Annotated in this window: 22 protein-coding genes; 17 read left to right on the forward strand and 5 right to left on the reverse strand. The window is 71.3% G+C overall.

Features of this window, described 5'->3' with window-relative positions; translation table 11 throughout:
• The first annotated feature begins 46 nt into the window (after positions 1-46).
• The 7 genes from ABTW72_RS12300 (at position 47) to ABTW72_RS12330 (ending at position 8,744) form a co-directional block, all read left to right on the forward strand.
• Positions 47-1,246 (forward strand): PP2C family protein-serine/threonine phosphatase, encoded by a 1,200-nt coding sequence (locus ABTW72_RS12300; RefSeq protein ID WP_350857725.1) that lies wholly within the window; start codon positions 47-49, stop codon positions 1,244-1,246.
• Entirely contained in the window at positions 1,243-2,976 is a 1,734-nt protein-coding gene (locus ABTW72_RS12305; RefSeq protein WP_502892187.1) for a sensor histidine kinase, read from the forward strand. The genes ABTW72_RS12300 and ABTW72_RS12305 overlap by 4 nt, the downstream gene beginning before the upstream one ends.
• Positions 2,973-3,425, forward strand: coding sequence for a response regulator (locus ABTW72_RS12310; protein ID WP_030491688.1), 453 nt, complete (start codon positions 2,973-2,975; stop codon positions 3,423-3,425). Before ABTW72_RS12305 ends, ABTW72_RS12310 begins: the two co-directional genes overlap by 4 nt.
• A complete protein-coding gene (locus tag ABTW72_RS12315) occupies positions 3,418-4,227 on the forward strand; it encodes an inositol monophosphatase family protein (protein WP_350857728.1) in 810 nt (269 codons plus the stop codon). The genes ABTW72_RS12310 and ABTW72_RS12315 overlap by 8 nt, the downstream gene beginning before the upstream one ends.
• A gap of 180 nt (positions 4,228-4,407) precedes the next feature.
• Complete coding sequence (locus ABTW72_RS12320; protein ID WP_350857731.1) at positions 4,408-5,424, forward strand: coiled-coil domain-containing protein; 1,017 nt, start codon at positions 4,408-4,410, stop codon at positions 5,422-5,424.
• A gap of 36 nt (positions 5,425-5,460) precedes the next feature.
• Positions 5,461-7,023: a fused MFS/spermidine synthase gene (locus ABTW72_RS12325; protein ID WP_350857734.1), complete on the forward strand. Its 1,563-nt coding sequence runs from the start codon at positions 5,461-5,463 to the stop codon at positions 7,021-7,023.
• 71 nt (positions 7,024-7,094) lie between these two features.
• Entirely contained in the window at positions 7,095-8,744 is a 1,650-nt protein-coding gene (locus ABTW72_RS12330; protein WP_350857737.1) for a protein kinase domain-containing protein, read from the forward strand.
• A 113-nt stretch (positions 8,745-8,857) separates the two neighbouring features.
• Here the strand turns inward: ABTW72_RS12330 and ABTW72_RS12335 are convergent, their stop codons facing one another.
• The gene (locus ABTW72_RS12335) at positions 8,858-9,526 is read right to left on the reverse strand and encodes a potassium channel family protein (protein ID WP_350857740.1); all 669 of its coding nucleotides are present in this window, start codon (positions 9,524-9,526) and stop codon (positions 8,858-8,860) included.
• A gap of 68 nt (positions 9,527-9,594) precedes the next feature.
• On the reverse strand, positions 9,595-10,929 hold the full coding sequence (locus ABTW72_RS12340) for a TrkH family potassium uptake protein (RefSeq protein WP_350857743.1): 1,335 nt from the start codon (positions 10,927-10,929) through the stop codon (positions 9,595-9,597).
• A 139-nt stretch (positions 10,930-11,068) separates the two neighbouring features.
• Here ABTW72_RS12340 and ABTW72_RS12345 point away from each other — a divergent pair, with 139 nt between their 5' ends.
• The 6 genes from ABTW72_RS12345 to ABTW72_RS12370 all read left to right on the forward strand — a co-directional run bounded on the left by ABTW72_RS12345 (position 11,069) and on the right by ABTW72_RS12370 (position 17,347).
• Positions 11,069-12,181 (forward strand): glycerophosphodiester phosphodiesterase, encoded by a 1,113-nt coding sequence (locus ABTW72_RS12345; RefSeq protein ID WP_350857746.1) that lies wholly within the window; start codon positions 11,069-11,071, stop codon positions 12,179-12,181.
• 445 nt (positions 12,182-12,626) lie between these two features.
• Positions 12,627-13,826, forward strand: a complete 1,200-nt coding sequence (locus ABTW72_RS12350) for a substrate-binding domain-containing protein (protein WP_350857749.1) — start codon at positions 12,627-12,629, stop codon at positions 13,824-13,826.
• Positions 13,827-13,828: 2 nt separating this feature from the next.
• The gene (locus ABTW72_RS12355) at positions 13,829-14,572 is read left to right on the forward strand and encodes an ABC transporter ATP-binding protein (RefSeq protein ID WP_112584733.1); all 744 of its coding nucleotides are present in this window, start codon (positions 13,829-13,831) and stop codon (positions 14,570-14,572) included.
• A gap of 56 nt (positions 14,573-14,628) precedes the next feature.
• Complete coding sequence (locus ABTW72_RS12360) at positions 14,629-15,354, forward strand: ABC transporter ATP-binding protein (RefSeq protein WP_350857752.1); 726 nt, start codon at positions 14,629-14,631, stop codon at positions 15,352-15,354.
• Complete coding sequence (locus ABTW72_RS12365) at positions 15,354-16,244, forward strand: branched-chain amino acid ABC transporter permease (protein WP_112584735.1); 891 nt, start codon at positions 15,354-15,356, stop codon at positions 16,242-16,244. Before ABTW72_RS12360 ends, ABTW72_RS12365 begins: the two co-directional genes overlap by 1 nt.
• Positions 16,241-17,347 carry a branched-chain amino acid ABC transporter permease gene (locus ABTW72_RS12370; RefSeq protein WP_350857755.1) on the forward strand — a complete coding sequence of 369 codons (1,107 nt, stop codon included), beginning with the start codon at positions 16,241-16,243 and terminating at the stop codon, positions 17,345-17,347. The genes ABTW72_RS12365 and ABTW72_RS12370 overlap by 4 nt, the downstream gene beginning before the upstream one ends.
• Positions 17,348-17,470: 123 nt before the next feature.
• Here the strand turns inward: ABTW72_RS12370 and ABTW72_RS12375 are convergent, their stop codons facing one another.
• Positions 17,471-18,292 carry a hypothetical protein gene (locus ABTW72_RS12375; protein ID WP_350857758.1) on the reverse strand — a complete coding sequence of 274 codons (822 nt, stop codon included), beginning with the start codon at positions 18,290-18,292 and terminating at the stop codon, positions 17,471-17,473.
• A 146-nt stretch (positions 18,293-18,438) separates the two neighbouring features.
• Here ABTW72_RS12375 and ABTW72_RS12380 point away from each other — a divergent pair, with 146 nt between their 5' ends.
• From ABTW72_RS12380 to ABTW72_RS12390, 3 genes are all read left to right on the forward strand, one after another.
• Entirely contained in the window at positions 18,439-20,235 is a 1,797-nt protein-coding gene (locus ABTW72_RS12380) for an AfsR/SARP family transcriptional regulator (RefSeq protein WP_350857761.1), read from the forward strand.
• Between the two features lie 56 nt (positions 20,236-20,291).
• Positions 20,292-22,424: a RecQ family ATP-dependent DNA helicase gene (locus tag ABTW72_RS12385; protein ID WP_350857764.1), complete on the forward strand. Its 2,133-nt coding sequence runs from the start codon at positions 20,292-20,294 to the stop codon at positions 22,422-22,424.
• A 359-nt stretch (positions 22,425-22,783) separates the two neighbouring features.
• Complete coding sequence (locus ABTW72_RS12390; protein WP_350857767.1) at positions 22,784-23,710, forward strand: DUF8832 domain-containing protein; 927 nt, start codon at positions 22,784-22,786, stop codon at positions 23,708-23,710.
• 248 nt (positions 23,711-23,958) lie between these two features.
• Here the strand turns inward: ABTW72_RS12390 and ABTW72_RS12395 are convergent, their stop codons facing one another.
• A complete protein-coding gene (locus ABTW72_RS12395; protein WP_350857770.1) occupies positions 23,959-24,780 on the reverse strand; it encodes an SDR family oxidoreductase in 822 nt (273 codons plus the stop codon).
• 104 nt (positions 24,781-24,884) lie between these two features.
• Between ABTW72_RS12395 and ABTW72_RS12400 the strand changes: the two genes are divergently transcribed.
• Positions 24,885-25,520, forward strand: a complete 636-nt coding sequence (locus ABTW72_RS12400; protein ID WP_350857773.1) for a TetR/AcrR family transcriptional regulator — start codon at positions 24,885-24,887, stop codon at positions 25,518-25,520.
• 55 nt (positions 25,521-25,575) lie between these two features.
• Here the strand turns inward: ABTW72_RS12400 and ABTW72_RS12405 are convergent, their stop codons facing one another.
• Positions 25,576-25,992: a helix-turn-helix domain-containing protein gene (locus ABTW72_RS12405; protein ID WP_091402568.1), complete on the reverse strand. Its 417-nt coding sequence runs from the start codon at positions 25,990-25,992 to the stop codon at positions 25,576-25,578.
• Positions 25,993-26,009: the final 17 nt, after the last annotated feature.

Raw genomic sequence — 26,009 nt, forward strand, 5'->3', positions numbered from 1 at the left:
GGTGACCCGGCCGCACCGGGGGGCCGGCTCGGCCGGTTCCCCAGTTGTGCCGTACCCGCACGGTGGCCTGGCGCGGCACGCCAACCTGCCGCCGGGTGAGCGGCTGCGGGTGCTGCTGGTGGAGGACGACGAGGGCGACGCCTTCCTGGTCGGTGAGCTGCTTGCCGAGACGAACTCGATGATCGACCTGCTGGTCGCCACCAGCCTCCGCGAGGCGCGACAGCGGATCAGCGACGTCGACTGCGTCCTTCTCGACCTGGGCCTGCCCGACGCGCAGGGGCTGGACGGGCTGCGCCAGGTGTTGGAGATGTCCAGCGGCGCCGCGGTCTGTGTGCTGACCGGCCGCACGGACGAGCACCTGGGCGTCGTGGCGGTCGCCGAGGGTGCCCAGGACTACCTGGTCAAGGGCCAGGTCGACGGGGTGCTGCTGACCCGGGCGCTGCGCTACGCCGTGGAGCGTAAGCGCGCCGACGAGAACGCCCGCCGGTTGCGCGAGGTCGAGCTGCGCCAGGCCGAGTCGGCTCGACTGGAACGCGGTCTGCTGCCCCAACCGCTGATGACGACCGACCAGGTCGCGGTGCACACCTTCTACCGGCCGGGCCGGCACGCCGCGTTGATCGGCGGAGACTTCTTCGACGTGGTGCAGACCGATCCGGACTGCCTCAACCTGATCGTCGGCGACGTCTGCGGGCACGGGGTGGACGAAGCCGCGCTGGGGGTCGAGCTGCGGGTGGCCTGGCGCGCCCTGGTGCTCGCCGGAGTGCCGGACGACGAGGTGCTGCCCGCGCTGGAGCAGGTGCTGATGAGTGAGCGCCGCCTCCAGGAAATCTTCGCGACGGTGGCCACCGTCAGACTGGACCTGGACGCCAACCGGGCCACCGTCCGACTGGCCGGGCATCCACCACCGTTGCTGCTCTCCGGCGGCCGGGTCTCCCCGGTGCCCGCGCCCGGCGGCCGGCTGCTGGGCGTACGACCTCGCCGGCCGATCGCCTACGACCTGGAGTTCGACACTGATGACTGGTCCCTGCTGATGTACACCGACGGCCTGATCGAGGGGCGGGTGGGTGCCGGCGACGAACGGCTCGACGTGCCGGGCCTCAGCGGGTTGCTGGACGAGCCGGACAACCGTTCGGTGTCGCTGCCGGAGCTGCCGGCCTGGCTGGTCGGGCGGGCCGAGCGGCTCAACGGTGGCCCGCTCTCCGACGACGTGGCCATGCTGCTGGTCAGCCGGGGCGGTGGCCGGTGAGGCCGATGGTCGGCGGCTGGAGTCTCCGCCGCCGGGTGATCACCCTGCTCACCGTCGTGGGCTTCCTGTTGATCGGGCTGGCCAGTGCGGAAGCGGCGATGGCGGCCCGCAACCGCACCCAGATCGACGCGGTCCTGAACGAGACCGGCCCGTTGCGGGTGCAGTCCCAGGAACTGCTCAACGCGCTGCTCGACCAGGAGACGGCGATCCGCGGGTACGCGGTCAGCGGTGATCAGGACGACCTGAACCCCTACCGGGAAGGGCTCGCCCAGGAGCAGAGCGTCATCGCCTCGATGCGGACGCTGCTCGACGACTATCCAGAGATCAGCCAGGAGCTGCGGACTGTCGAGGAGCGTGTCACGCAGTGGCGACGGTCGGTCGCGGAGCCGGTGATCGCCACCACCGAGCAGAGCGGCACCACCGCCGGCCAGGCGTTGGTCACCGAAGCGGCCCGGCAACAGTTCGACGAGGTGCGCTCGGCGGTGAACGACCTCCAGGCGGAGGTCCTGGCCGCCCGGGAGCAGACCGCCACCAACGTGCGTACCAGCAGCAACGTGCTGGTCGTCCTGCTGATCGTCGCCGCCCTGGTGGTGGTCGTGGCCGGTGCGGTGCTGCTGCTGTCGCTGGACCGGATGGTGGTCCGGCCGCTGACCGGCCTCGCCACCCAGGTCCGCGAGGTCGCCGAGGGCGACTACCAGCACCGCATCGCCACCGTCGGCCCGCCGGAGTTCATCCAGCTCGGCGAGGACGTGGACGCGATGCGGCAGAAGATCGCGGCCGACCTGGCCGAGGTCCGGGCCGCCCGCGAGCGCATCGAGTGGGTCAACAGCCAGCTTCAGAAGCAGGCCGAGGAGCTGACCCGGTCCAACCGCGACCTGGAGCAGTTCGCGTACGTGGCCTCGCACGACCTGCAGGAGCCGCTGCGTAAGGTCGCCAGCTTCTGCCAGCTGCTCCAGCGCCGTTACGCCGGGCAGCTCGACGAGCGGGCCGACCAGTACATCGCGTTCGCGGTGGACGGCGCGCAACGGATGCAGCGCCTGATCAACGACCTGCTCGCGTTCTCCCGGATCGGGCGGCTCACCACCGGCTTCGTCGAGGTCGACCTCAACAAGGTGATGGGCGACGTGGCCGGCCAGACCGAGGCCGCCAGGCAGTACGCGGACGCCGAGTTGACCTGGGACGAGCTGCCGGTGATCTCGGGTGAGGAACCGCTGCTCACCAATCTGCTGGCCAACCTGGTCAGCAACTCGATCAAGTTCCGTCGTCCGGATGTGCCGTCGAAGGTGCACGTCTCGGCCCGGTTGGTGGGCGCCGAGTGGGAGATCACCTGCCAGGACAACGGCATCGGGATCGAGCCGGAGTTCGCCGACAAGATCTTTGTGATCTTCCAGCGGCTGCACTCGAAGGACGCGTACCCGGGCACCGGCATCGGGTTGGCGATCGTCAAGAAGATCGTCGAGTACCACGGCGGCCGCGTCTGGGTGGACACCGACGTGCCGGAGGGCACCGCGATCCGGTTCACGCTGCCGGCACTTCCCGAGGACGTCGCGGCGGCTGCCGCCGCCGATTCCGCAGGGGAGCCGGACGGTCCGAGCGTGGGCGACGCGACGCCCTCGACCGAGGCTCCGGCAGCGCAGACGGAGCAGGGCGACGGACCGGACCAGCCGGACCGGGCCGACGGGACGCTGGAAAGCGGTAGAACGGGTGACATGAGGGAGACGGTGGGATGACCGCGCCGGCGGATGGCAAGAGCCCGATCGAGGTCCTGCTCGTCGAGGACGACCCGGGTGACGTGCTGATGACCCAGGAGGCGTTCGAGGAGCACAAGCTGCGTAACCGGCTGACCGTCGTCTCCGACGGGGCCGAGGCGCTCGCCTACCTGCGCCGGGAAGGCCAGTACGCCGACGCGGTGGCGCCCGATCTGATCCTCCTCGACCTCAACCTGCCCCGGCGCGACGGCCGGGAGGTGCTGGAAGAGATCAAGAAGGACCAGGACCTGCGCCGGATCCCGGTGGTGGTGCTCACCACCTCGCAGGCCGACGAGGACATCCTGCGCAGCTACCAGCTGCACGCCAACGCCTACGTGACCAAGCCGGTGGACTTCGAGCGCTTCATCTCGGTGGTCCGTCAGATCGACGAGTTCTTCGTCAGCGTGGTCAAGCTGCCGCCGCGTGGCTGACACCCTGCTGGACGACGTCGGTGGCCTGCTCTGGGAGGCCGCCGACCAGGTCGTGCTGCCACTGTTCCGCAAGCTCGACGACGATGACGTGTCGGAGAAGGCGCCCGGCGAGGTGGTCACGGTCGCTGACCGCCGGGCCGAGGAGCTGCTCTCGGCGGGGCTGCGCCGGCTGCGGCCGGGCTCGATGGTGGTCGGCGAGGAGGGTGTCGCCGACGATCCGGGGTTGCTGCGGCACCTCCGCGACGGCGGGGACGTCTGGCTGGTCGACCCGGTCGACGGGACGGCCAACTTCGCTGCCGGCCGCCGGCCGTTCGCCCTGATGGTGTCGCTGCTGACCGACGGGCGGCCGACCGCCGGCTGGATCCTGGACCCGCTCGCCGGCACTCTCGCCGTTGGCTCGGCGGACGAGGGCACCCTGCTCGACGGTCGGCCGGTGGACGGCTCGGGTTCGGTGCCGCCGCTCGGCGAGCTGCGCGGCGCGGCGATGACCAAGTTCCTGCCGCCGGAGACCCGCGACCGGGTCCGCGCCGGCGGTCGGCAACTCGGTGAGCTGCTGCCCGGCCAGCACTGCGCCGGTCGGGAGTACCTGGACATCCTCACCGGCGAGCAGCAGTTCGTCCTCTTCTGGCGCACCCTGCCCTGGGACCACGCCCCGGGCACCGTGCTGGTCCGCGCCGCCGGGGGTGTCGCCCGCCGGTTCGACGGCGTCGACTACCACCCCGCCGACGACGGCCGCGGTCTGCTCGTCGCGGCCAACGAGCAGGTCTGGGCCGAGGTGCGCGACGCGCTCCTGAGCACCTGATCCGCGCGCTGCGCGACCACGTTGGGACGCTCCGTCGACATCCAGGCGGCCCGAGGGTCAGCGGGCTGGTCACCGGCCCACGATCCGGTATCGTGACCGGCGGTCTCCGCCAGCAGGCCGCCGACCGGCGCCGCCGTGCAGTGTTCATCGGGGGCCGGCGGTCGACGGAAGGACGCTTTCGTGCCCAGGACCAGGCTCAGCCCGCGGCTCGGTCGCCGCGCTCTGTTCGCAGTGCTCGCCGCCGTCGCGCTGGTGCTCGGCGGTGCCGGCGTGCCCGCGTACGCGGAGCCTGGCGAGGGCGGCAGCAAGAAGTTGCAGGACGCGCTGGAGTTGACCGCCAAGGGCCACATCGAGGCCAAGGCCAAGCTGGACAACTCCAAGCGTCGCCAGACGGCGCTGACCGGCGAGCTGACGACGCTGGAGGGTCGGCTGGTCGGGCTCAGCAGCCAGGTGGGCGAGGTGGCCGCCCAGTCGTACCGGGTGGGTCGGCTGAGCGCCGTCTCGATGCTGCTCAACACCGCCACGCCGGAGGCGTTCCTGCAACGCGCGGGCGACCTCGACCTGATGGCCCAGCGGGACAGCAAGCGGCTGCGTGACCTCACCGAAGCCCGGCAGCAGGCGCAGCAGGCCAAGGTCGCCATCGACGCCGAGGTCCGCGAGCAGCAGAAGCAACTCGCCGTGATGGCGAAGAAGAAGAAGGAAGCCGAGGAGGCGTTGGCCGAGGTCAGCTCCGGCGGCAGCAACGGTTTCAGCGGTGGCAGCTCCAGCTCGGCGAAGCCGGCGCCGCGTAACTCCGACGGGTCGTGGCCGTCGGAATCCTGCTCGGTGAAGGACCCGACCACCTCCGGGTGCATCACTCCGCGCACCCTCAACGCGCTCAAGCAGACCCAGGCCGCTGGCTACAAGCGGCACGTCTCCTGCAAGCGCAGCGGTGGCAGCGGCGAGCATCCGAAGGGCCGGGCCTGCGACTTCTCGGCCGCCACGAACGGCTTCGAGGACAAGAACGCGACCGGCGGCGACAAGGCGTACGGGGACAGCCTGGCCGCCTGGCACGTGCGCAACGCCGACCGGCTGGGCGTGCTCTACGTGATCTGGTACCGGCAGATCTGGCATCCCGGCACCGGTTGGCGCTCGTACAGTGGAAGCGGCTCTCCGGCGGCGTCCCACACGAACCATGTTCATCTCTCGATGTACTGACCCGAAGCACCAGCTTCGCTGCGTACCATCGCGACGATGAGCTCCCCACCGTCCGACGTAGCGGCCGTGCCGGCACCCCCGGCCCCGCCCGTGCCGGTCACCGGCCGGGCGCTGCCCAACGGCCTGGCCGCCTTCCTGGTCTTCTTCTCCAGCGGCGCCGTGCTGGTGCTGGAGACCGTCGCCCTGCGCCTGGTCGGCCCGTACGTCGGGGTGACCCTTCAGGTGACCAGCTCGGTGATCGGCATCGCGCTGGCCGCGATCGCGTACGGGGCGTGGTCCGGTGGTTGGCTGGCCGACCGGCGCAACCCGCGGGGTCTGCTGGCACCGGCGTTGGTGCTGGCCGGCATCGCCACCGCGATCACCCTGCCCGTCGTCCGGTACGCCGGTGAGGTGCTGCGCGGTGGTGCGGCCAGCGGCATCCTGCTGCTGGTCGCGTTGGCGGTGTTCGTGCCGGCCGCGCTGCTGGCCGCGGTCACCCCGTTGGTCGTGAAACTCCAGCTCGCCGACCTGCGCCGCACCGGCCAGGTGGTCGGTCGACTCTCCGGGATCGGCACCCTGGGCGGCATCACCGCAACCCTGCTCACCGGGTTCGTGCTGGTCGCCGCGCTGCGCAGCACCGTCATCCTGCTGGCCCTGGCGCTCGCGCTCGGGCTGGTCGGCATCGGCCTCGGCTGGTACCTGCGCCGGCAGGAGCCCACCGAGCTGCCCGGTCCGGCCCGGGCCCGGGCCGCGCTGGCCGTGCTCGGCCTGGCCGGGGCGGGACTGACCACCGTGGCGCCCAACCCGTGCGACATCGAGACGGCGTACCACTGCGCCCGGGTCACCGCGGACCCCGCCCGGCCCAGCGGACGGACGCTGCTGCTCAACTCCGCCCAGCACTCGTACGTGGACCTCACCGACCCGAAACACCTGGAGTACGCGTACACGAAGTGGATCGGCGCGGTCGCCGACGTCGCCGCGCCGGCCGGTCAGCGCCTGGACGCGCTGCACCTGGGCGGCGGTGGCTTCACCGTGCCGCGCTACCTGACCGCGACCCGGCCGGGCACCGACAACCTGGTGTTCGAGATCGACGGCGGGCTGGTCGAGCTGGGTGAGCAGGAGCTGGGCGTACGGACGGGGCCGGAGCTGCGGGCGGTGGTGGGGGACGCCCGGATGCTGGTTGCCGGCGAGCCGACCGACAGCCGTGACCTGGTGGTCGGCGACGCGTTCGGGCACCTGGTGGTGCCCTGGCACCTGGCCACCCGGGAGATGGCCGCCGACGTCCGGCGGGTGACCCGCCCCGGCGGCGTGTACGTGCAGAACGTCATCGACTACCCGCCGCTGCGGTTCATCCGCGCCGAGTTGGCCACGGTGGCCGCCGAGTTCGGGCACGTCGCGTTGATCGCGCCGCCGGAAGCGCTCGCCGAGGAGCAGGGCTCCAACTTCCTCATCGTCGGCTCCGACGCGCCGTTGCCGCTGGAAGCCGTCCGGGCCCGGCTGGCCCAGGTGGACCCGAAGGTCAGCCTGCTGTCCGGTGCGGCGCTGACGGATTTCGTCGGTCAGGCGATGGTGTTGACCGACGACTACGCCCCGGTGGACCAACTGCTGGCCACTGCCTGATCGGGTGACAATTCTGACCGATTCCGATACCCCAGGTGTAGGCCGGCCGATCCTGGGCAACATCGCTCACCATGGGTGGTGGGGACCGAAACGGCGCGCAACTGCTCGATGAGCGGTACCGGCTCATCGAGCAACTCGGCGCGGGCGGCATGTCGGTGGTCTGGCGTGGCTACGACGAGGTGCTCGGCCGCCAGGTCGCGGTGAAGGTGCTGGCCTCCCGGCTGGCCAGCGACCGGGCCTTCCGTCACCGCATCCGGATCGAGGCGCAGGCCGCCGCGCGGCTCTGCCACCCCAACATCACCAACGTGTACGACTACGGCGAGTCCGAGCAGGTCGGTCTGACCGTGCCGTACGTGGTGATGGAGCTGGTCGACGGCGCTTCGCTGGCCAGCCGGTTGGGTCGGGAGAGCCAACTGCCGTGGCGGGAGGCGGTGACCATCGGTGCCGAGGTCAGCTCAGCGCTGGCCACCGCGCACGCTCGCGGGGTGGTGCACCGCGACGTCACCCCGGGCAACGTCATGCTCACCTCGACCGGGGTCAAGGTGGTCGACTTCGGCATCTCCGCGCTCGTCGGGGAGAGCGAGAAGGGCCCGGACGGCGCGCTGTTGGGCACTCCCGCGTACCTTGCCCCGGAGCGGCTGGACAACGGCCAGGTCTCCCCGGCCACCGACGTGTACGCCGTAGGGCTGCTGCTCTACCGGATGCTCACCGGCCGACTTCCGTGGCTGGCCAGCACGACCACCCAGATGCTGCGCGCCCACATGTACAACGACCCGGAGCCGATGCCCACCGTCCCGGGGCTGCCCGACGGGGTGGCCGACCTGGTCGGACGCTGCCTGGCCAAGCGGCCCGCCGACCGGCCCGCCACCGCCGAGCTGACCCGGACGCTCGCCGAGGCGGCCGGCATGCTCGCGGCGGTGCCGGTCTCCCCGGCCGCCGGGCCGCTGGACGCGGCCATGCTCGGCAGTGCGCGTACCACGATCCTGCCCTGGTCGGCGGCGACCGACGCGTTGCCGCTGTCGCGGACCCGCAACCGTCGGACGCAGCAGCGGGTGACCCGGCGCCGGCGGGTGGAGGCCGGAGTGGCCGCCGTCGGGCTGATCGCGGTCACCGGGGCCATGTGGGGGTTCACCTCGCGCAGCCCGGCCAGTGGCGGGGACCGGCCGACGACCGAGGCTCGGATGGGTCTGCCGGCGGCGGCGCCCTGCGAGGTGGCGTACGCCTTGCGCACCGACTCCGGGACCGAGTTCGCCGCCGAACTGACCCTGACCAACACCGGTGGCCGTGAGCTGCGGGACTGGGCGATGAGCTTCACCTTCCCGGGGCAGCAGAAGGTGACGAAGGCGGAGCCCGCGCCGGTTCACCAGCAGGGGAGCACGGTGCTGATCCGACCGGCGGCCCAGCGCACCACGCTGGCCCCCGGTGCGGCCGAGAAGGTGACCCTCACGGGTAAGTACAGCGGGGCGAACCCGTTGCCGGTGGAGTTCCGGCTCGGCGAGGCGACCTGCGGGGTTCGGGTGTCCGGCGTCGCCGGCAGTGCGCCGTCCACGGCCCCGCCGAGCAAGGCCGCCACGACGAAGGCTCCGCCGAAGGCAGCGAAGGTGCCCAGCGGTTCCGGTTCGGGCGGCGGCGCGTCGAAGGCCAAGCCGCCGAAGCCCGCGAAGGCCCCACCGAAGCCCGCGAAGGCCGCCGGTGGTGGTCCGGGAAAAGCGGGAAGGTGACCAAGGGGCCGCGTGGTCACCGGAAGTGAGCAGGCCACACCGTGTCGCCACACTTCGGGGCCGTTGAACCAGTTGGTCCGACGGCCACGATTGGTCTCGCCCTGCGGAGCAGGTCAGCGCATCCCCGCGAATTGCTGCACCTGGTCGATCCCACCCTCGACGATGAGCACCCCGCCCTGGGGGAGCGCCGTGTCGTCGGAGGTGTACCGGAAGCGTTCGCCCGGCAGCTTCGCGCCGACCACGCGTACCCCGAAGCGCTCCTCCGGTTTCAGGTCGAGCAGGGTCCGCCCGACCAGGGACTCCGGCACCCGGACGGCGGCGATGGCGAAGTCGTCGTCGAACTCGATGAAGTCGAGCAACCGGCTGACGATCAGGTGCGCGACCCGGTCCCCGGTCTCCGCCTCCGGAAAGATCACGTGGTGCGCGCCCACCGACGCCAGGATCTTGGCGTGCTTCTGCGAGGTGGCCCGCGCCCAGATCTGGGGCACACCCAGCTCGACCAGCGCCAACACGGTGAGCACACTCGCCTCCACCGAGGCCCCGATGGCCACCACCGCCCGCCCGAAACTGGTGATGCCGAGCTGCCGCAGTGCCCCCTCCTCGGTCGCGTCGGCCTGAACCACCCGGTCGAGCTGCGCCGACCAGCGCTGCACCTTCGCCGGGCTGCGGTCGATGGCCAACACCTCCCGGCCCATCCGGGTCAGCGACCCGGCCAGGTGGCAACCGAATCGACCCAGCCCGATCACCACGATGCCGCCGCTGTCCGCGCGTCTAGCCGACACCTCGGCCCTCCCTGCTTCCACTGGCGTGTCTCCGACGTGCGGGTCGGCCGACACTTCCGAAACACGCCCTAGCCGACAATGGGTTGCTCCTGGGGATAGCGGTAGAGCCGGCGTCGGGTGTTCAGGGCGATCGCCGACCCCAGGGTGAGCGTCCCGACCCGACCGATGAACATCAGCACGGTCAGCACCAGTTGGCCGCCGGCAGGCAGTTCGGCGGCCAGACCGATGGTCAGACCGGTGGTGCTGAACGCCGAGGTGATCTCGAACAGGGCCGCGACGAAGCGGACGCCCTCGGTGAGCAGCAGCAACAGCATGGTCCCGGCCGTCACCAATGCGACGCTGAGCAGCGCCACGGTGAGGGCCTGTCGCTGGCTCGCGGTGGCTACCCGCCGGTGCCCGATCGTCACGTCGGGCTCGCCCCGCAACTCCGCCCAGATGGTGAACGCCAGCAGGAAGAACGTGGAGACCTTGATGCCACCGGCCGTGCTGGCGCTGCCGCCGCCGATGAACATCAGCACGATCAGCAGGGGATAGCTCTCCTCCTGGAGGTCGGCGATGTTCAGGACACTGAATCCGCCGGTGCGGCTCAGCGCGATCTGGGTGAACGACGCGAGGACCTTGCCGGGTACGTCGTACTGGCCGATCGTGTTGGCGTTGGTCCACTCGGCGGCGAGCAGGCCGGCGAAGCCGACCAGCAGCAGCACCGCGCTGCCCCAGATGGTCAACTTCGTCGCCACCGCCCAGCGGGTGGGCTGCCGCCACTCTCGGACCGCCTCGAAGAGCGCGGGAAACCCGAGGCCGCCGATGATCGCGCCGATCGCCAGGGGCAGCGACACCCACGGGTCACGGCTGAAGGCCAGCAGGCCCTCGGTGTAGAGCGCGAAGCCACCGTTGTTGAACGCCTGCACGGCGTGGAAGACGCCCGACCAGAGGGCCTGCCCGAAGGGATAGTCGTAGGCCAGCCAGAGCCGACCGGCGACCAGCACGGTCATCACCGCCTCGCAGGCGAAGACGGTCAGCGCGATCCGGCGGAGCAGCCGGCCCACGTCGCCGATGCCGAACTCGCCCGTCTCGGCCTGCACCAGCAACCGGTTGCGCAACCCGAGCTGGCTGGAGACCACCAGGATGACCAACGCCGCGACGGTCAGGATGCCGAGGCCGCCGAGCTGGGTGAGCAGGGTGATCACCAGCAGTCCCCAGCCGGACCAGTAGTTCGGCGTGTCGGTGATCGCCATGCCGGTGACCGACACGGCCGAGGTGGAGGTGAAGAGCGCGGTGACCACGGGTGGGCGTACGTGTTCGATGGTCGCCCAGCGCGTCATGAGCAACCCGGTACCGAGCAGGATCGGCACCAGGAACGCGAACGGCACCAGCCGCACGGGATTGCGGAAAAACCGGCGCACCAGACAATCTTCCTGTCCGCCCGCGGCCCTGGAGTGGGAACGGGCATTCCGGAGATTCATCTGCCGGCCAGCCATCGACCAACTCCTGGCAAATCACGGGCGGTCTGCTTACCCGGACCATCGATGACAGGAGACGGCGTTGCGACGTACCCTCTCGACCCTCGGCGTGGCCGGCGTTCTGCTCGCTGCCGCCGTGGCCCTGCCGACCATCGCGGCCGCCGAACCGGCCACGAACGCGGACCGCTCCCGGGCCAACGACCGACCAATCGTGATCGGTCACCGTGGCGCCAGCGGCTACCGGCCGGAGCACACGCTGGAGGCGTACCGGTTGGCGATCCGGATGGGTGCCGACTACATCGAGCCGGACCTGGTCTCCACCTCCGACGGGGTGCTGGTCGCCCGGCACGAGAACGAGATCTCGGGCACCACCGACGTGGCGGCCCGCCCGGAGTTCGCGGCCCGCAAGGCGACGAAGACCATCGACGGTGTCGCGGTGACCGGGTGGTTCACCGAGGACTTCACCCTCGCCGAGCTGAAGACGCTGCGGGCCAAGGAGCGGCTGCCGCTGGTACGCGTGGCGAACACCGCCTTCGACGGCCGCTTCGAGGTGCCCACGCTCCAGGAGGTCATCGACCTGGCCCGGACCGAGGGGCGGGCACGGGGCCGCACCATCGGTATCTACCCGGAGACCAAGCATCCGAGCTACTTCGCCTCGATCAACCTGCCGTTGGAGGAGCCGCTGCTGCGGGTGCTGCGGCAGAACAAGCTGGACCGGAAGAACTCGCCGGTCTTCATCCAGTCGTTCGAGACGGCCAACCTGCGCCGTCTGAGCCGGCTCACCGACGTGAAGCTGGTCCAACTGCTCGACGCGACCGGCCGCCCGTACGACTTCACCGTCGCCGGTGACGCCCGCACCTACCAGGATCTGGTCACGCCGGCCGGCCTGAAGTGGATCGCCGGGTACGCCGACGGCATCGGCGCGAACAAGAACCTGATCGTCCCCCGGAACGCCGCCGGCGCCCTGCTCGCCCCGACCAACGTGGTACGCGACGCGCACCGGGAGCACCTGCTCGTGCACTCCTGGACGTTCCGCGCCGAGAACCAGTTCCTTCCGGCGGACTTCCGGATCGGCGCCGACCCGAACGCGCGCGGCGACATCACCGCCGAGTACGAACTCTTCCTCGGCCTGGGCCTCGACGGTGTCTTCAGCGACCACCCGGACACTGCCGTCGCCGCCCTCGCCGGCCGCTGACCAAATCTCGGCCCGGAGCTGATCCGCTCCGAGCCGGCCACCGGGCCGACCACGCCCGGCCCACACGCTGGCCCGTCGTCCGCCACCCGGACGACGGGCCAGTGGTACGTCCGGGCGGGTCCCCCGCAAGATCGCACTCGATCCAGGAAGTAGTGGTGTCGTGGCCGTTCGAGGCCACTACAACCAGGATCGAGCACGATCTTGAAGGGGTGGCCCCGACCGAACCGGGCGAATGGTGCGGGGCGACACACGGCTCGGGCGGTCCGTGGGGGTTCGGGCCATCGAGGGCGTGGGCTTCCGGCTGGTAGTGCGGCCCGTTGTAACCTCCGGCCACCTCATTCCTGTTACTTGTGTGTTTCTGCCACATAGCTCGTGGGTGACGTCACTTCTAGCGTGAGCCGTCACGAAGAAGTTCTCTCCCTCTGAGTCCTCATGTGGAGTCGCAATGACGGTCCGGACGACGCGGCGGGCGTTCCTCTCCGCCGCCACGATGATGGCCGCGGCGCTGGCCGCCACGGCCTGTGGCAGCCCGCAGGACACCGCCACCGGCGGCGGCGACAGTGCCGCGCCGGTCAAGGTCGGCCTGGTGTACTCCCAGTCGGGAGCCCTGGCCAGCTATGGAAAGCAGTACGTCGAGGGGTTCAAGGCGGGGCTGGACTTCGCCACCAAGGGCACCGGCAAGGTCGGTGACCGGAAGATCGAGCTGACCGAGGTCGACGACGCGGGCGACCCGGCCAAGGCGGTCTCCGCGGCGAAGGACCTGATCGGCAAGGGCACGAAGATCATCGCTGGCTCCACCGCCTCAGGTGTGGCGCTCCAGGTGGCCCCGATCGCGGCGCAGAACAAGGTGCTGTTCATCTCCGGCCCGGCCGCCACGGACGCGGTGACCGGCGCGAACAAGTACACCTTCCGTTCCGGTCGGCAGTCCTACCAGGATGTGGTGACCGCGAAGTCGTTCATCGGGGACCCCACCGGCAAGAAGGTCGTGGTCTTCGCCCAGGACGGCGCGTTCGGTGACGCCAACGAGGCTGCCGTCAAGGCCGTCATCGGCAGTGCGGGGGCGACCGTGAGCAGCGTCCGGGCCCCGGCCAGTGCCACCGAGTTCACCCCGTTCGCCAGCCAGATCAAGGCCGCCAAGCCGGACCTGCTCTTCGTGGCGTGGGCGGGCACGACCGCCCCGGCCATGTGGCAGACCCTCGACCAGCAGGGCGTCCTCTCGTCCACCACTGTCGTCACCGGCCTGGACATCCGCGCCTCGTGGCCGACCTTCGGTGCTGCCGGAGCGAAGATCTCCTTCCTGTCGCACTACTTCGACGGTGCCAGCGACACCGAGGCCAGCAAGGCGCTGAAGGCCACTGTCAACACCATCGACCTGTTCCACCCGGACGGCTTCGCCGCCGCGCAGATGGTGGTCCGGGCCGCCCAGGAGGGTGGGGACGACGTCGACAAGATGGTCACCGCCCTGGAGGGCTGGAGCTTCGACGGGGTCAAGGGCAAGATGACCATCCGGGCCGCCGACCACGCGCTGCTCCAGCCGATGTTCCAGGCCAAGCTGACCGGCAGCGGCACCGCGTTCACCGCTACCGCGCAGAAGAGCCTCACCGGTGACGAGACCGCGCCGCCGGCCGTGGCCATGAAGGGCTGACCATGCTCGCCACCCGCGGTCTGACCTGGCGGATCGGTGAGGTCGCCATCGTCGACAGCGTCTACCTCGACCTGGCGCCCGGGGAGTTCCTGGGCGTCATCGGGCCGAACGGCGCCGGTAAGACCTCACTGTTCAACCTGATCACCGGTCTGCGCCGGGCCACCGAGGGCCGGATCGTTCTGGACGGGCAGGACATCGGGGCACTTCCGCCGCATCGGCGGGCCCGCCTCGGTCTGGGCCGTACCTTCCAGGCGTCCTCGGTCTTTGGATCGCTGAGCGTGCGGGAGAACGTCCGGCTCGCCGTACAGGCGCACCGCGGGGGCTCGATGGCGCTGTGGCGGCGGGCGGCGGCCGACCGGGAGGTCGCCGCCGCCGCCGACGCGGCGCTCGACCGGGTCGGCCTCGCCCACCGGGGTACGGCCCTCGCCGGCACCCTGGCCCACGGCGAGAAGCGCAAGCTGGAGATCGCCCTGCTGCTCGCCGGTGAACCGCGGGTGATGCTGCTGGACGAGCCGATGGCCGGGGTCAGCGCCGAGGACGTACCGGAGCTGGTCGCCGTCATCAAGTCGTTGACCGGCGACAGTGGCCGGGCGGTGCTGATGGTCGAACACCACATGGACGTCATCCTGGAACTCGCCGACCGCATCGCCGTCATGCACCACGGCGCGCTGCTGGCCTGCGACACCCCGGAGACGGTGATGGCCAACCCCACAGTGCAAGAGGCATACCTGGGGGAGTCGCTGTGAGCGCGAGGAATGAGCCGGGTTCGCGAGCCCCGCAGTCGCGAACGGAGGCGGCTCTGATGGAACCGGTCCTCAGTGTGGAGGAGTTGTCGGTCCGGATCTCCGGGCTGCACATCCTCCAGGGGGTGTCCTTCACGGTCGCCCCGACCGGCGTGACCGTCCTGCTCGGTCGCAACGGCGTCGGCAAGACCACCACGCTGCGCGCGATCGTCGGCCTCACGCCGCCCGCCGGGGAGGTTCGCGGCACCATCCGGATGGGCGCGCAGAGCCTGCTGGCTCGGCCGACGCACCGGCTGGTCCGCGGTGGGCTCGGCTACGTGCCCGAGGACCGCTGCGTGTTCGCCGGGCTCACCGTCGCGGAGAACCTGCGGCTCGCCGAGCGGCGCGGCACCACCCCGGCGTACGACAAGGTCTTCGCGCTCTTTCCGGAGCTGGACCGGCGCGGACGGCAACGGGCCGGTTCGCTCTCCGGCGGGCAGCAGCAGATGCTCGCCATCGGTCGGGTGCTGCTCAACGACAACCGGCTGCTGCTCGTCGACGAGCCGACCAAGGGGTTGGCGCCGAAGGTGGTGACCGAGGTGGCCGAGGTGTTGGAACGGGTCGCCGAGTCGGTGCCGGTGCTGCTGGTCGAGCAGAACCTGGCCGTCGTACGCCGACTGGCCCGCGACGCGGTCGTGCTGGCCGCCGGCAAGGTGGCCTGGACCGGCGACGCCCACGAGTTGCTGTTGGAGACCGCGTTGACGAAGTCGCTGCTCGGTGTCGGCTCGGCGGAGGTGTCTCACTGATGGGCACCGTGATCCTGTTGGCGTTGACCGGGCTCGGTCTGGCGGCGCTGTACTTCCTGGTCGCCTCCGGCCTGTCCCTGGTCTTCGGCCTGGCCGACGTGCTCAACTTCGCGCACGGGCTGTTCCTCGGTGTCGGCGCGTACGGCACCTGGTGGGCGGCGGGCAACCTGCCGGGCGCCGGCCCGGACGGGTTCGGCTTCGTGCTCGCGGTCGCCTTCGGGGTGGCCGCCGGCACGCTGGTCGCGATCCTGGTCGAGCTGGTGCTGATCCGCCCGCTGTACTCCCGCACCATCGAGCAGGTGCTGGTCACCGTCGGCCTGTCGCTGGCCGGGGTGGCGTTGCTCCAGGCCACCTGGGGTGCGGACGCCCGGCCGTTCCCGCGTCCGGACTGGACCCGGCAGGTGACCGGGATCTTCGGCGCCCAGGTGCCCAACGGTGGCCTGCTGCTGATCATCGCGGCGGTGCTGGTGCTCGGCGCGATCCTGGCGTTCCTGCGGTGGACCCGGTACGGCCTGGTGATCCGGGCCGGGGTGGAGAACCGGGAGATGGTGACGGCGCTCGGCATCGACGTGCGCAAGGCGTTCACGCTGGTCTTCGCGATCGGTGGGGCGGCCGCCGCGCTCGCCGGCGCGCTCGGCGGGGTCTACTTCGGCACCGTCTCGCCCGGGCAGGGCGGCTCGCTGCTGATCTTCGCGTTCATCGTGGTGGTGATCGGCGGGATGGGCTCGGTGGTCGGCTCCGCGTACGCGGCGGTCGTGGTCGGGCTGGTGCAGCAGTTCGTCAACTACTACGGCACGTCCGGGCTGGGCGACATCTGCGTGGTCGGGCTGCTGGCCGTGGTGCTGCTGCTGCGCCCGCAGGGCATCGCCGGAAAGGTGGCAACGGCATGACGGTGATCGACGCGCCTCGCGCACAGGTGCCCGACGAACTGAGTCCGCAACGAGGGCGGTGGCACCGGGTCCGCCCGTTCCTGCCGCTGGTCGCACTGGTCGTGCTGGCGATCCTGCCGTACTCGACGATCTCCCTGCCGGGGATCTTCGAGGGGCCGGTCAACTCACCCGGCACCCTGCAACTGCTCGCCATCTGCCTGATCTTCGGTGGGCTGGCGGCCGGGTACGACCTGCTCTTCGGCCGGACCGGGATGCTCTCCTTCGGGCACGCGCTGTACTTCGCCGCCGGTGTCTACGGCACCGACATCCTGGTCACCCGGGCCGGTCTGCCGCTGTGGCAGGCGGCGCTGCTGACCATCACCGGCGGCACCATCCTCGCCGCGCTGCTCGGCGCGGTGGCGTTGCGGACGGTGGGCATCGCGTTCGCCATGGTCACGTTGGCCTTCGCCCAGGTGGGCGCGATCCTGGTGGCCCGGGACTTCGGCGGGCTCACCGGTGGCGAGGAGGGCCTGCCGCTGGACGTGTCGGGGCTGCCCGCGGGGCTGGTGGGGGTGACCAACACGGTCAACCTGTACTGGCTGGCGCTGGCGTACCTGACCCTGGTGGTCTTCGTGGTGCACCGGGTGAGCGGCTCACCGACCGGTCGGGTGCTCGCCGGGCTGCGTGACGACGAGCGGCGGATCGGCGTGCTCGGGCTGGACCCGTACCGCTACAAGCTGGTGGCGTTCACCCTGGCCGGCGGGTTGGCGTCGGCCGGCGGGGTGGTCTACGTCCTCATCGTCGGCGGCGCGTCGCCGCACATCACGTCCTCCGAGCTGACCCTGTCGCTGCTGGTCATGGTGGTGCTCGGCGGGCCGGGCACCCGGTGGGGGCCGGTGCTCGGCGGCGTCCTCTACATGTACCTGGATCACCGGCTCACCGCCTTCGGCACGAGCGACGCGGTGGACAACCTACCGGCCGTCCTCAGCCGTCCGCTGAGCCAGCCGCTGTTCGTCCTGGGCACGGTCTTCATCCTGGCCGTCTACTTCTTCCCCGGAGGCCTGACCAGCCTGGCCCCTCGGCTGTCGCACCTGACCCGCGCCCTCCGCCCGCCACGCCGCTGACCCCACCCACCACACCGTCGATCATGTAGTTGTTGCCACGACACGTCGTGCCGGTCGGCGACAACTTCATGATCGACGGTGTTGGGGGGCGCGGCTCCCCGTGTGGCCGCGACCCCCTGGTGGTCAGCCGTTGAGCAGTTCGTAGGCCGCCTTCGGCGCCTCCTGCGCCGCGCTCCCGGTCGGCGCGGCGAGCTGTGGCGCCGAGCCGTAGTCGGTGTACTTCACCAGGTAATTCCAGGCCTTCGCCTTGCCGGCGGCGGGGATGGCCAGGGTGAGCGAGGCGAGGTTGCCGTCGGGGCCGACGACGGCCGTGAACGGGACCTGCCCGGCCGCCGCACCCAGGGCCGCCACCTCCTCCTCGCCGACGGCCTCGCCGGCCTGGCCCTTGGTCAGGTCGACGACTCCGGTGTACGTCCGGTCGCCCTTCGCCTCGACCGAGGTGGCGGCCTCGATGATCGGGCCGGCGTTGCCGACGTCAGCGCCCTCGTACGTCGGCGCGGTTTCCCCATCGGTCAGCTTGGCGCGGTCCAGTTCCATCCAGCGGTTCGGCAGCTTCGGCAGCCCGGTCAACCCCTCGGTGCCGGTGAACTTGACCTTCAGCCAGAGCTGCTCCTTCACCAGGAGGAACGACATCCGGGTGGTGAAGCCGTGCTCCGGGTCCTTGTACGCGGCGGTGAGGTCCATGCCCTTCGCGGCCGGGTCCACCACACCCGAGATGTCCGAGCTGGAGTCTTTCCCGGTGAACCGGAATGCGCCCTCGGTGCCGTCCGGCACCGCGGCGAGCAGCGCCTCCTTCGGCGTGGGGGTCGGGCTCGGGCTGCCGCCAGCGGCGGGACCGGACGCATCCGGGCCGCAGCCGGCCAGCAGAGTGGTCGCGGCGATGACGCCAACCAGGGTGCTGAACTTCCGCCGGGTGGTGCCGGTGGGGCCGGTTCCGTTCGTCATCACGAATCTCTTTCCTTGACGGTGCGTGGCTTCTGCCGGGACAGATGCTGCCGGGCGGTACGGCGGAACCACTGCCGATATGCTGCGGTCCGACGGCGGTGCACTGACGGGGCGCCGGCAGTGGGGCGTCAGGAGCGGGAACTCGCATGTCAGGTGAGCTGCGCTTCGAGATTCTCGGGCCCCAGCGGGCCTGGCACGGCGACCGGGATCTCGACCTGGGGGCCGGCAAGCAACGGGCCGTCCTGGCCGTGCTCCTGCTCTCCGGCGGCCGTCCGGTCACCACCACGCAGATCGTGGACGCCGTGTGGCCCGAGGAGCCGCCGGCCAACGGTGCGAACGTGGTGCAGAAATATGTCGCTGGGCTGCGTCGGGTGCTGGAGCCCGAGCGCACTCCGCGTAGCCCCGGTCAGGTGCTGACGCTCACCGACGCCGGTTATCAGCTCCGGCTCGGGCCGGACGCGGTCGACGCCCTCAGATTCGAGCGGGGGATCCGCCGGGCCGAGCGGCTCCGCGCCGAAGGTCGGATGGCCGAGGCGGTGACCGAGCTGAAGGCCACATTGGAGTTGTGGAAGGGCGAGCCGTTCAGCGGCTTCGCCGGGCCGTTCTTCGACTCCGCCCGGCAGCGTTGGCTGGAGCTGCGGGCCACCGCGCTGGAGAGCTGGGCTGACCTGGAGCTACGCCTGGGTGGGCACGGGGAGATGGTCGGTGAGCTGCGCGAGTTGACCGCCGAGTTCCCGCTGCGCGAGCGGCTGCGTTACCAGTTGATGCTGGCGCTGCATCGCAGCGGGCGGCAGGCCGAGGCGCTGGCCGAGTACCGGGACTTTCGTGGCCTGTTGTCCGACGAGTACGGCATCGAGCCTGGCGATGCTCTTCAGGACCTGCACCGCCGCGTCCTACGGGCCGATCCGGCGCTACTGCCGCCCACTGCCGTGTCACTGCCGTCGACGGCCGTCGACGCAACCAGGCCCAGCTCCGAGCCACCGGCCCCCGCCACACCGCCCGCCGCCGGGCCACCCTCCGGGTCGCCGGCCACAGCGCCAGCGCGACCGGATGATCCGTCGACCAAGGGGCTGCCGCCGCCCGAAGCTGCGGCCGTGCCGCCGCAGGCCGGCCCCCCACCCGTCAGCTCGCCGCCGCTGTCGACTCACGCCCCGGAGCCGTCCCCGGTGTACGGCCCCCCGCCGGACCTGTCGACCCTGGTGACCGCGCCGCCGCCCCTGGACGGGGCAAAGCGCGCGAGGACGTCGCCGCCGCGCTGGGCGAGCCGGGCTGCCACGATCGTCGGTACGGCACTCGTCCTGCTCTCCGGCGGCTGCCTCACCTGGGTCGTGATCCTCGCGTATGCGGTCTGGCGGCGTAGCTGGCGCCTCGCCATCGCCGGCGTCGGCTACCTGGCCCTGATCACCGTCGAGGTGAACCTGCTCAACGTCGAGGACCCGGAGGCCGAGGTTCCGGGCGTCACCGCGTTCTCGTTCTTCGGCCTGGCGCTGATCACCTGGGTCGTCGGGGCGGTGCACGTGATCCTGCTCAGTCGAGGCCTCTGGGCGGCGATCACCGGCAGCCAGCGGGTGAACGCTGACGATCGGGTCGACGTCGAGCGGCGCGTCCGTCGGGAGCACGCCCGCTACCTGCTGTACCACTACCCGGCGGCGCGCGGTGAGCTGAGCATCGGCCGACCCGACCTGGCCCGGAGCTTCGACGACGGCGGCCTGATCGATGTCAACGCCGTTCCGGAGCAGGTCCTCGCCACGCTGCCCGGCCTGACCGAGCACCAGTGCCGGCAGATCGTGGTGGACCGTTGGATGCGCGGCCCGTACGCCTCGATGGAAGAGTTCGCGGGCCGTTGTCTGCTGCCCCCGAACACCACCGAACCTCTCCGTGAGCTGCTGGTCTTCCTGCCCCCGACGTCGGTGCCCGTTTCGCCGCCACCGGTCGGATCGTGACCGGAACCTCTCGCGCGGACCGGGGCGTGAGCGTCCGGCGCTGGTAGAAATGCCGGGTGGAGACAGCAGAGCGGGCAGCGGTACGGGAACGGGCCGAGGCGGTGCTGCGCCGGCTGGCCGGTGACCACGCCCGGCTGCGCGAGGATCAGTGGCGCGCCATCGAGGCGCTGGTCGTCGACCGGCGGCGGGTGCTCTGCGTCCAGCGCACCGGTTGGGGCAAGTCGGCCGTCTACTTCGTGGCCACCGCCCTGCTCCGGGACCGCGAGCAGGGCCACCAGGCCGGGCCGACCGTCATCGTCTCGCCGCTGCTGGCGTTGATGCGCAACCAGGTCGAGGCCGCCGCGCGGGCCGGCATCCGGGCCCGCACGATCAACTCGGCGAACCTCGACGAGTGGGACGAGATCACCGCCGAGATCCAGACCGGCGCGGTGGACGTGCTGCTGATCAGCCCGGAACGCCTCAACAACCCGGACTTCCGCGACGGCGTCCTGCCGAAGTTGGCCGCGACCACCGGCCTGCTGGTGGTCGACGAGGCGCACTGCGTCTCCGACTGGGGGCACGACTTCCGACCGGACTACCGGCGGCTGCGGACGTTCCTCGCCGAGCTGCCCGAGCGCACCCCCGTGCTGGCGACCACCGCCACCGCCAACGCCCGGGTCACCCAGGACGTCGCCGAGCAACTGGGCGACGCCCTCATCCTGCGCGGCACCCTGGACCGCGAGTCGCTGCGCCTCGGGGTGCTCGATTTGCCCAGCCCGGCGCACCGGCTGGCCTGGCTCGCCGACCACCTGGACCAGCTGCCTGGCTCGGGCATCGTCTACACGCTGACCGTGGCGGCAGCGGGGGAGACGGCCGAGTTCCTGCGCTCCCGGGGCTACCCGGTCGCCTCGTACAGCGGGCAGTCCGACGACGCCGACCGGCGGGCCGCCGAACAGGACCTGCTCGACAACAAGATCAAGGCGTTGGTCGCCACCAGCGCCCTCGGCATGGGCTTCGACAAGCCCGACCTGGGCTTCGTCGTCCACCTCGGCGCGCCACCCTCGCCGATCGCGTACTACCAGCAGGTCGGCCGCGCGGGCCGCGCCGTCGAGCACGCCGAGGTGCTGCTGCTGCCCGGCGTCGAGGACGCCGCGATCTGGCGTTACTTCGCCTCGCTCGCGTTCCCACCGGAGCAGCAGGTCCGGGCCGTGCTGGCCGCCCTGCACACCGACCGCCCGCTCTCCACCCAGGCGCTCGAACCCCTCGTCGACCTGCGCCGGGCCCGGTTGGAGCTGATGCTCAAGGTCCTCGACGTGGACGGCGCGGTCCGCCGGGTGCGCGGTGGTTGGCTCGCCACCGGCGAGCCGTGGGTCTACGACGAGGCCCGGTTGCGCCGCGTCGCCGAGGCGCGCACCGTCGAGCAACAGGCCATGCGGGAGTACGCGACGACGTCCGACTGCCGGATGCGGTATCTACGGGAACGCCTGGACGACACCGAGGCGGTCGACTGCGGCCGATGCGACAGGTGCGCCGACCCACTCTTCGCCGCGGACGTGTCGACGGCCGCGCTCGCCGCCGCGCAGACCTTCCTGGGGCGACCCGGCGTGGAGATCGCGCCGAAGAAGCTCTGGCCGACCGGGCTCGACGCGGTGGGCGTACCCCTCAAGGGCCGGATCGCCCCCGCGGAGCAGGCGCTGCCGGGCCGGGCCGTCGGGCGCCTCTCCGACCTGGGCTGGGGTGGCCGGCTGCGCGCTCTCGTCGGCCCGGAAGCGCTGGACGCGCCGGTGCCCGACGACGTCGCCGGCGCGGTCGTGGAGGTGCTGAAGGCGTGGGCGCACGGCGACTCCCCGTGGCCCCGTCGGCCGGTGGCGGTGGTCGCGGTCGGTTCCCGACGGCGGCCCCGGCTGCTCGGCTCCCTGGCCGAGCGGATCGCCACCGTGGGCCGGCTGCCGCTGCTCGGCGAGGTCACCACGGCCGGCCCCGACGGCCCGACCGGGCCGCGCGGCAACAGCGCCCAACGGGTACGCGCGCTGCACGACACCTTCACCGTGCCGACCGACCTGGCCGACGCCCTGGCCGGGCTGGACGGCCCGGTGCTGCTCGTCGACGACCTGATCGACTCGGGCTGGACGATGACGCTGGTAGCCCGGGCCCTACGCCGGGCCGGCGCGACCGACGTGCTCCCGCTCGCCCTCGCCGTGGCCGGCTGACCCGCTGCCCTCACGCTGATCCTCGGCGCTGCTCGGGTCCGTGCCGCCGTCCGTGCCGGGATCGGGCGCTGTGGCGCGGTCTGCGTCGGCGTCCGTGGCGGGGTCGGGCGCTGCGGCGCGGTCCGTGCCGGGGTCGGGCGCGTTGTCGGGCGCTGCGGCGCGGTCTACGCCGGTCGGGTGGGAAAGTTCCCGGGCGGTGCCGAGTGCGACAGTCGCCACGCTGTCCGGGCGTCGGCCTGGCCCGGCCGGGCGCGGCGGTACCGTGGGCGGCATGACCGACCAGCAGCCCGTCACCCGTGCGCGCACCGTTGCGGGCAGGACCGCTGGCGGCGGGGCCGGCCGGGCGCGGGGCGTCGGCCGTGGCTGACCAGGGCCCCGCCGAGCCGGACCGGAGCACTCTCCGGCTGGCGCTGGTCGTCGGTGGGCTGGTGCTGGCGGTGCTGCTCGGCTTCGGCCTCGGCCGGCTGAACACCACAGGCGCCGCCACCGGCAGCCCGTCGTTGGCCGCCGAGCACACCGACCCACCGGGCGTCGCGCCGCACAACCACGGCAGTGCCACGGCCACCGATCAGGGCGCGGCCACCGAGCCGGGCGGTCTGGCGGTCAGCTCGGCCGGGTTCACCCTGGCGCCCCTGGCCACCGAGTTCGCGGCGGGTCGCCCCGGTCAGCTCCGCTTCCAGGTGCGCGACGCGCAACGTCGGCCGGTGGCCCGGTTCGCCATCGTGCACGACAAGCCGATGCACCTCATCGTCGTCCGGCGGGACCTGACCGGTTACCAGCATCTGCACCCGACCATGGCGGCGGACGGCACCTGGTCGGTGCCGTTGACCCTCGGGCAGCCCGGCCTCTGGCGCGCGTACGCCGATTTCACAGTGGTCGCCGACAACGGCGCGCAGACCGCGGTGACCCTCGGCACGGACCTGGTGGCGCCCGGCGACTACCGGCCCCGTCCACTGCCGGCGCCGGCCACCTCGACGACCGTGGACGGCTTCACCGTCGGCTACCAGGGCACTCCGCAGGCCGGGGCGACAGTGCCGCTGACCTTCCGGGTCGACGGTGCTGGCGGCGCAGCCCCGCTGGAGCGGTACCTCGGGGCGTACGGGCACCTGGTGGCGTTGCGTGAGGGCGACCTCGGCTATCTGCACGTGCACCCGGAGACCGAGCTGGTGGACGGTCAGATCAAGTTCTGGTTGACCACCCCCGGCCCGGGCCGCTACCGCCTCTACCTCGACTTCCAGGTGAACGCCGAAGTCCGAACCGCCGAGTTCACCCTGACCGTCCCCTAGGCCGCGGCCCTCACCCTGACCCTGACACGGTGATCATGAAGTTGTTGCCTCTCGGGAGGCGTCAACGCCGGGATGAGCGTCGTCCATCTGTCGAGGGACCCCGCGATTACGGCCGCTGGCGGAAGCTGATGCGCATCAGCCGGCTTTCGGCCCAATCTTCGAGCCGTGTCGGCCGGATGGTCCCGGGGTCGTGGGGCTGATTGAGATCCGCGACGATTTCCGCCAGCACGGCATGACGTCTGGGGTGCTCATGCGGTCTCGTTCTGGAGAGCGGGGCCGAGGAGGAGCCCACCGTCGATGACGTACTCCGAACCGGTGATGAACGACGCGTCCGATGACGTGAGGAAGAGGAGAAGACGGGTGACGTCGGTCGGCTCGCCGAGGCGGGGGATGGCGAACGGCTCGGGTGAGTAGAAGTCGGCGATTGCCGTGGTGGCGCCAGCCGCTGGTTCAAGGATGAAGGACGTCGCGATCACGCCGGGGTGGATGGTGTTCACACGGATGTGGTCGCGGCCGAGTTCGAGCGCTGCCGTTCGGGTGAGTCCTCGTACGGCCCACTTGCTGGCGACGTAGGGCGCGTAGTGAGCCGTGCCGCCCAGGCCCATGGTCGAGGCGATGTTGACGATGGCTCCCCCTGCGGCGCGGCGCAGAGCCGGGGTGGCGACCTTGATGCCGAGGAAGGTCCCCGTGAGGTTGATGTCGAGGATGCGTGACCACGTGGCCTGCTCCGTGTTCTCGATCGGCGCCGGCGGGTTCTGGACACCCGCATTGTTGACAAGCACGTTCAGGGCGCCGAAGGCGCTTTCGGCGGCCAGCACAGCGGCGGACCACGAGGTCTCGTCGGTGACGTCGAGGCGGGTGAAGCGAGCACGGGGCCCGAGTTCGTCGGCGAGAGCGGCGCCGCGTTCGGCGTCGATGCCGCCGATCACCACGTTCGCTCCCTCTGCGTGAAAGGCCCGTACGTGGCTCGAGCCCTGGCCGCCGGTCCCACCGGTCACGAGCACGGTCTGGTTGTCGAAGCGGTTCATCAGATGTTCCTTCGGCACGGGGGGGTGTCCGACCGGGATCATCGGCGATGAATGCCGGCCGATGGTGAGCCGAGCGACTCACCATTGCCTCGACGCTACGCCGGCGGCAGTGGTGAGTCAAGCCACTCACCTCGTATGCTCGGTCCATGAGCAGGGTCGTGACGACGTACCACCAGCGCGTCGCCCAGGAGAAGCGTGCGCTGATCGTGGCGGCCGCGACCGCACTGTTCCTCGAGTCGGGCTACGACCGGACGTCGCTGGCGCTGATAGCGGAGCGCTCGGGCGTTTCGCGGGCCACCCTCTTCAAGCAGTTTCCGAGCAAGGCTGCCCTGTTCGACGCCATCGTCACCGAGTCCTGGTCAACCGCTGACGAGGGGGAGACTCCGCCGGCCGGCAACATCGTTGACGGGCTCGGCACCATCGGTCGCCGTTACGCCGAGCTGTTGAGCCGACCCCAGATGACCGACCTGTTCCGGATCGTCATCGCCGAGCTGCCACGGTTCCCCGAACTCGCCCACGCGCAGTTCTCGCACGGGAAGATGCCCTACTTCGAATCCGTACGCGGCTACCTCCTGGCGGAGCACGAGGCGGGCACGGTGCGGATTGAGGACGTGGACGTCGCCGCCACCCAGTTCCTGGGCATGATCTCCAACTACGTCTTCTGGCCGAAACTCCTCGTGCCCGGCTGGGGGGTGAGCGCCGTGCGCATCGCGCAGGTGGTGGACGAGGCCGTCAGGACCATCGCCGCCCGGTACGGCGTGACCGGCGCATCGGGCGAATGACGCTCCCGGCGCCTTTCGTCAACGGTCAACCGCTACCAGATCGGCAGGACACGCCCTAGCCGGCTCGGCGGATGGGGCGGCGAGCCAGGTAGCGGAGCAGGTCGCGGATGTGGTGCTTCTCCTCGGCGGGGACCGTGGGGTCGGCCAGTCGGTCCAGGATGGCCCGGACGTCGGCCTCGACCGGGCCGTCGTCGTGGCGTCGGCGGGGCGCGGGGCCGGCGTCGGGCAGCCCGAGCGCGCGGAACGCGGCGGCGACCGGCAGATCCAGTGCGGCGCAGAAGCCGCGCACCTTGGCCAACTCGGGATAGTCCTGCCAGTCACCGGCCAGCCAGCGGAAGACGGTGGAGCGACCCACGCCCGTGTGCGAGGCAAGATCAGTCACGGTCCAGCCACGTTCGTCGCGGGCGTCATCGATGGCGCGCCTGACGAAGCGGGCGAAGGCCATCTGCGGTGATACGTCGGCGGATCCCATCCCTGTGTGTCTTCCCC

This window comes from Micromonospora sp. NPDC127501, from assembly GCF_040302185.1.
GTDB lineage: Bacteria > Actinomycetota > Actinomycetes > Mycobacteriales > Micromonosporaceae > Micromonospora.

What these genes read in the sequence shown, in the direction of transcription:
- ABTW72_RS12310 (WP_030491688.1), top strand. Translation starts at nt 2,973, where the DNA reads ATGACCGCGCCGGCGGATGGCAAGAGCCCGATCGAGGTCCTGCTCGTC.
- ABTW72_RS12325 (WP_350857734.1), top strand. Translation starts at nt 5,461, where the DNA reads ATGAGCTCCCCACCGTCCGACGTAGCGGCCGTGCCGGCACCCCCGGCC.
- ABTW72_RS12330 (WP_350857737.1), top strand. Translation starts at nt 7,095, where the DNA reads ATGGGTGGTGGGGACCGAAACGGCGCGCAACTGCTCGATGAGCGGTAC.
- ABTW72_RS12350 (WP_350857749.1), top strand. Translation starts at nt 12,627, where the DNA reads ATGACGGTCCGGACGACGCGGCGGGCGTTCCTCTCCGCCGCCACGATG.
- ABTW72_RS12355 (WP_112584733.1), top strand. Translation starts at nt 13,829, where the DNA reads ATGCTCGCCACCCGCGGTCTGACCTGGCGGATCGGTGAGGTCGCCATC.
- ABTW72_RS12360 (WP_350857752.1), top strand. Translation starts at nt 14,629, where the DNA reads ATGGAACCGGTCCTCAGTGTGGAGGAGTTGTCGGTCCGGATCTCCGGG.
- ABTW72_RS12365 (WP_112584735.1), top strand. Translation starts at nt 15,354, where the DNA reads ATGGGCACCGTGATCCTGTTGGCGTTGACCGGGCTCGGTCTGGCGGCG.
- ABTW72_RS12370 (WP_350857755.1), top strand. Translation starts at nt 16,241, where the DNA reads ATGACGGTGATCGACGCGCCTCGCGCACAGGTGCCCGACGAACTGAGT.
- ABTW72_RS12375 (WP_350857758.1), bottom strand. Translation starts at nt 18,292, where the DNA reads ATGACGAACGGAACCGGCCCCACCGGCACCACCCGGCGGAAGTTCAGC.
- ABTW72_RS12380 (WP_350857761.1), top strand. Translation starts at nt 18,439, where the DNA reads ATGTCAGGTGAGCTGCGCTTCGAGATTCTCGGGCCCCAGCGGGCCTGG.
- ABTW72_RS12395 (WP_350857770.1), bottom strand. Translation starts at nt 24,780, where the DNA reads ATGATCCCGGTCGGACACCCCCCCGTGCCGAAGGAACATCTGATGAAC.
- ABTW72_RS12400 (WP_350857773.1), top strand. Translation starts at nt 24,885, where the DNA reads ATGAGCAGGGTCGTGACGACGTACCACCAGCGCGTCGCCCAGGAGAAG.
- ABTW72_RS12405 (WP_091402568.1), bottom strand. Translation starts at nt 25,992, where the DNA reads ATGGGATCCGCCGACGTATCACCGCAGATGGCCTTCGCCCGCTTCGTC.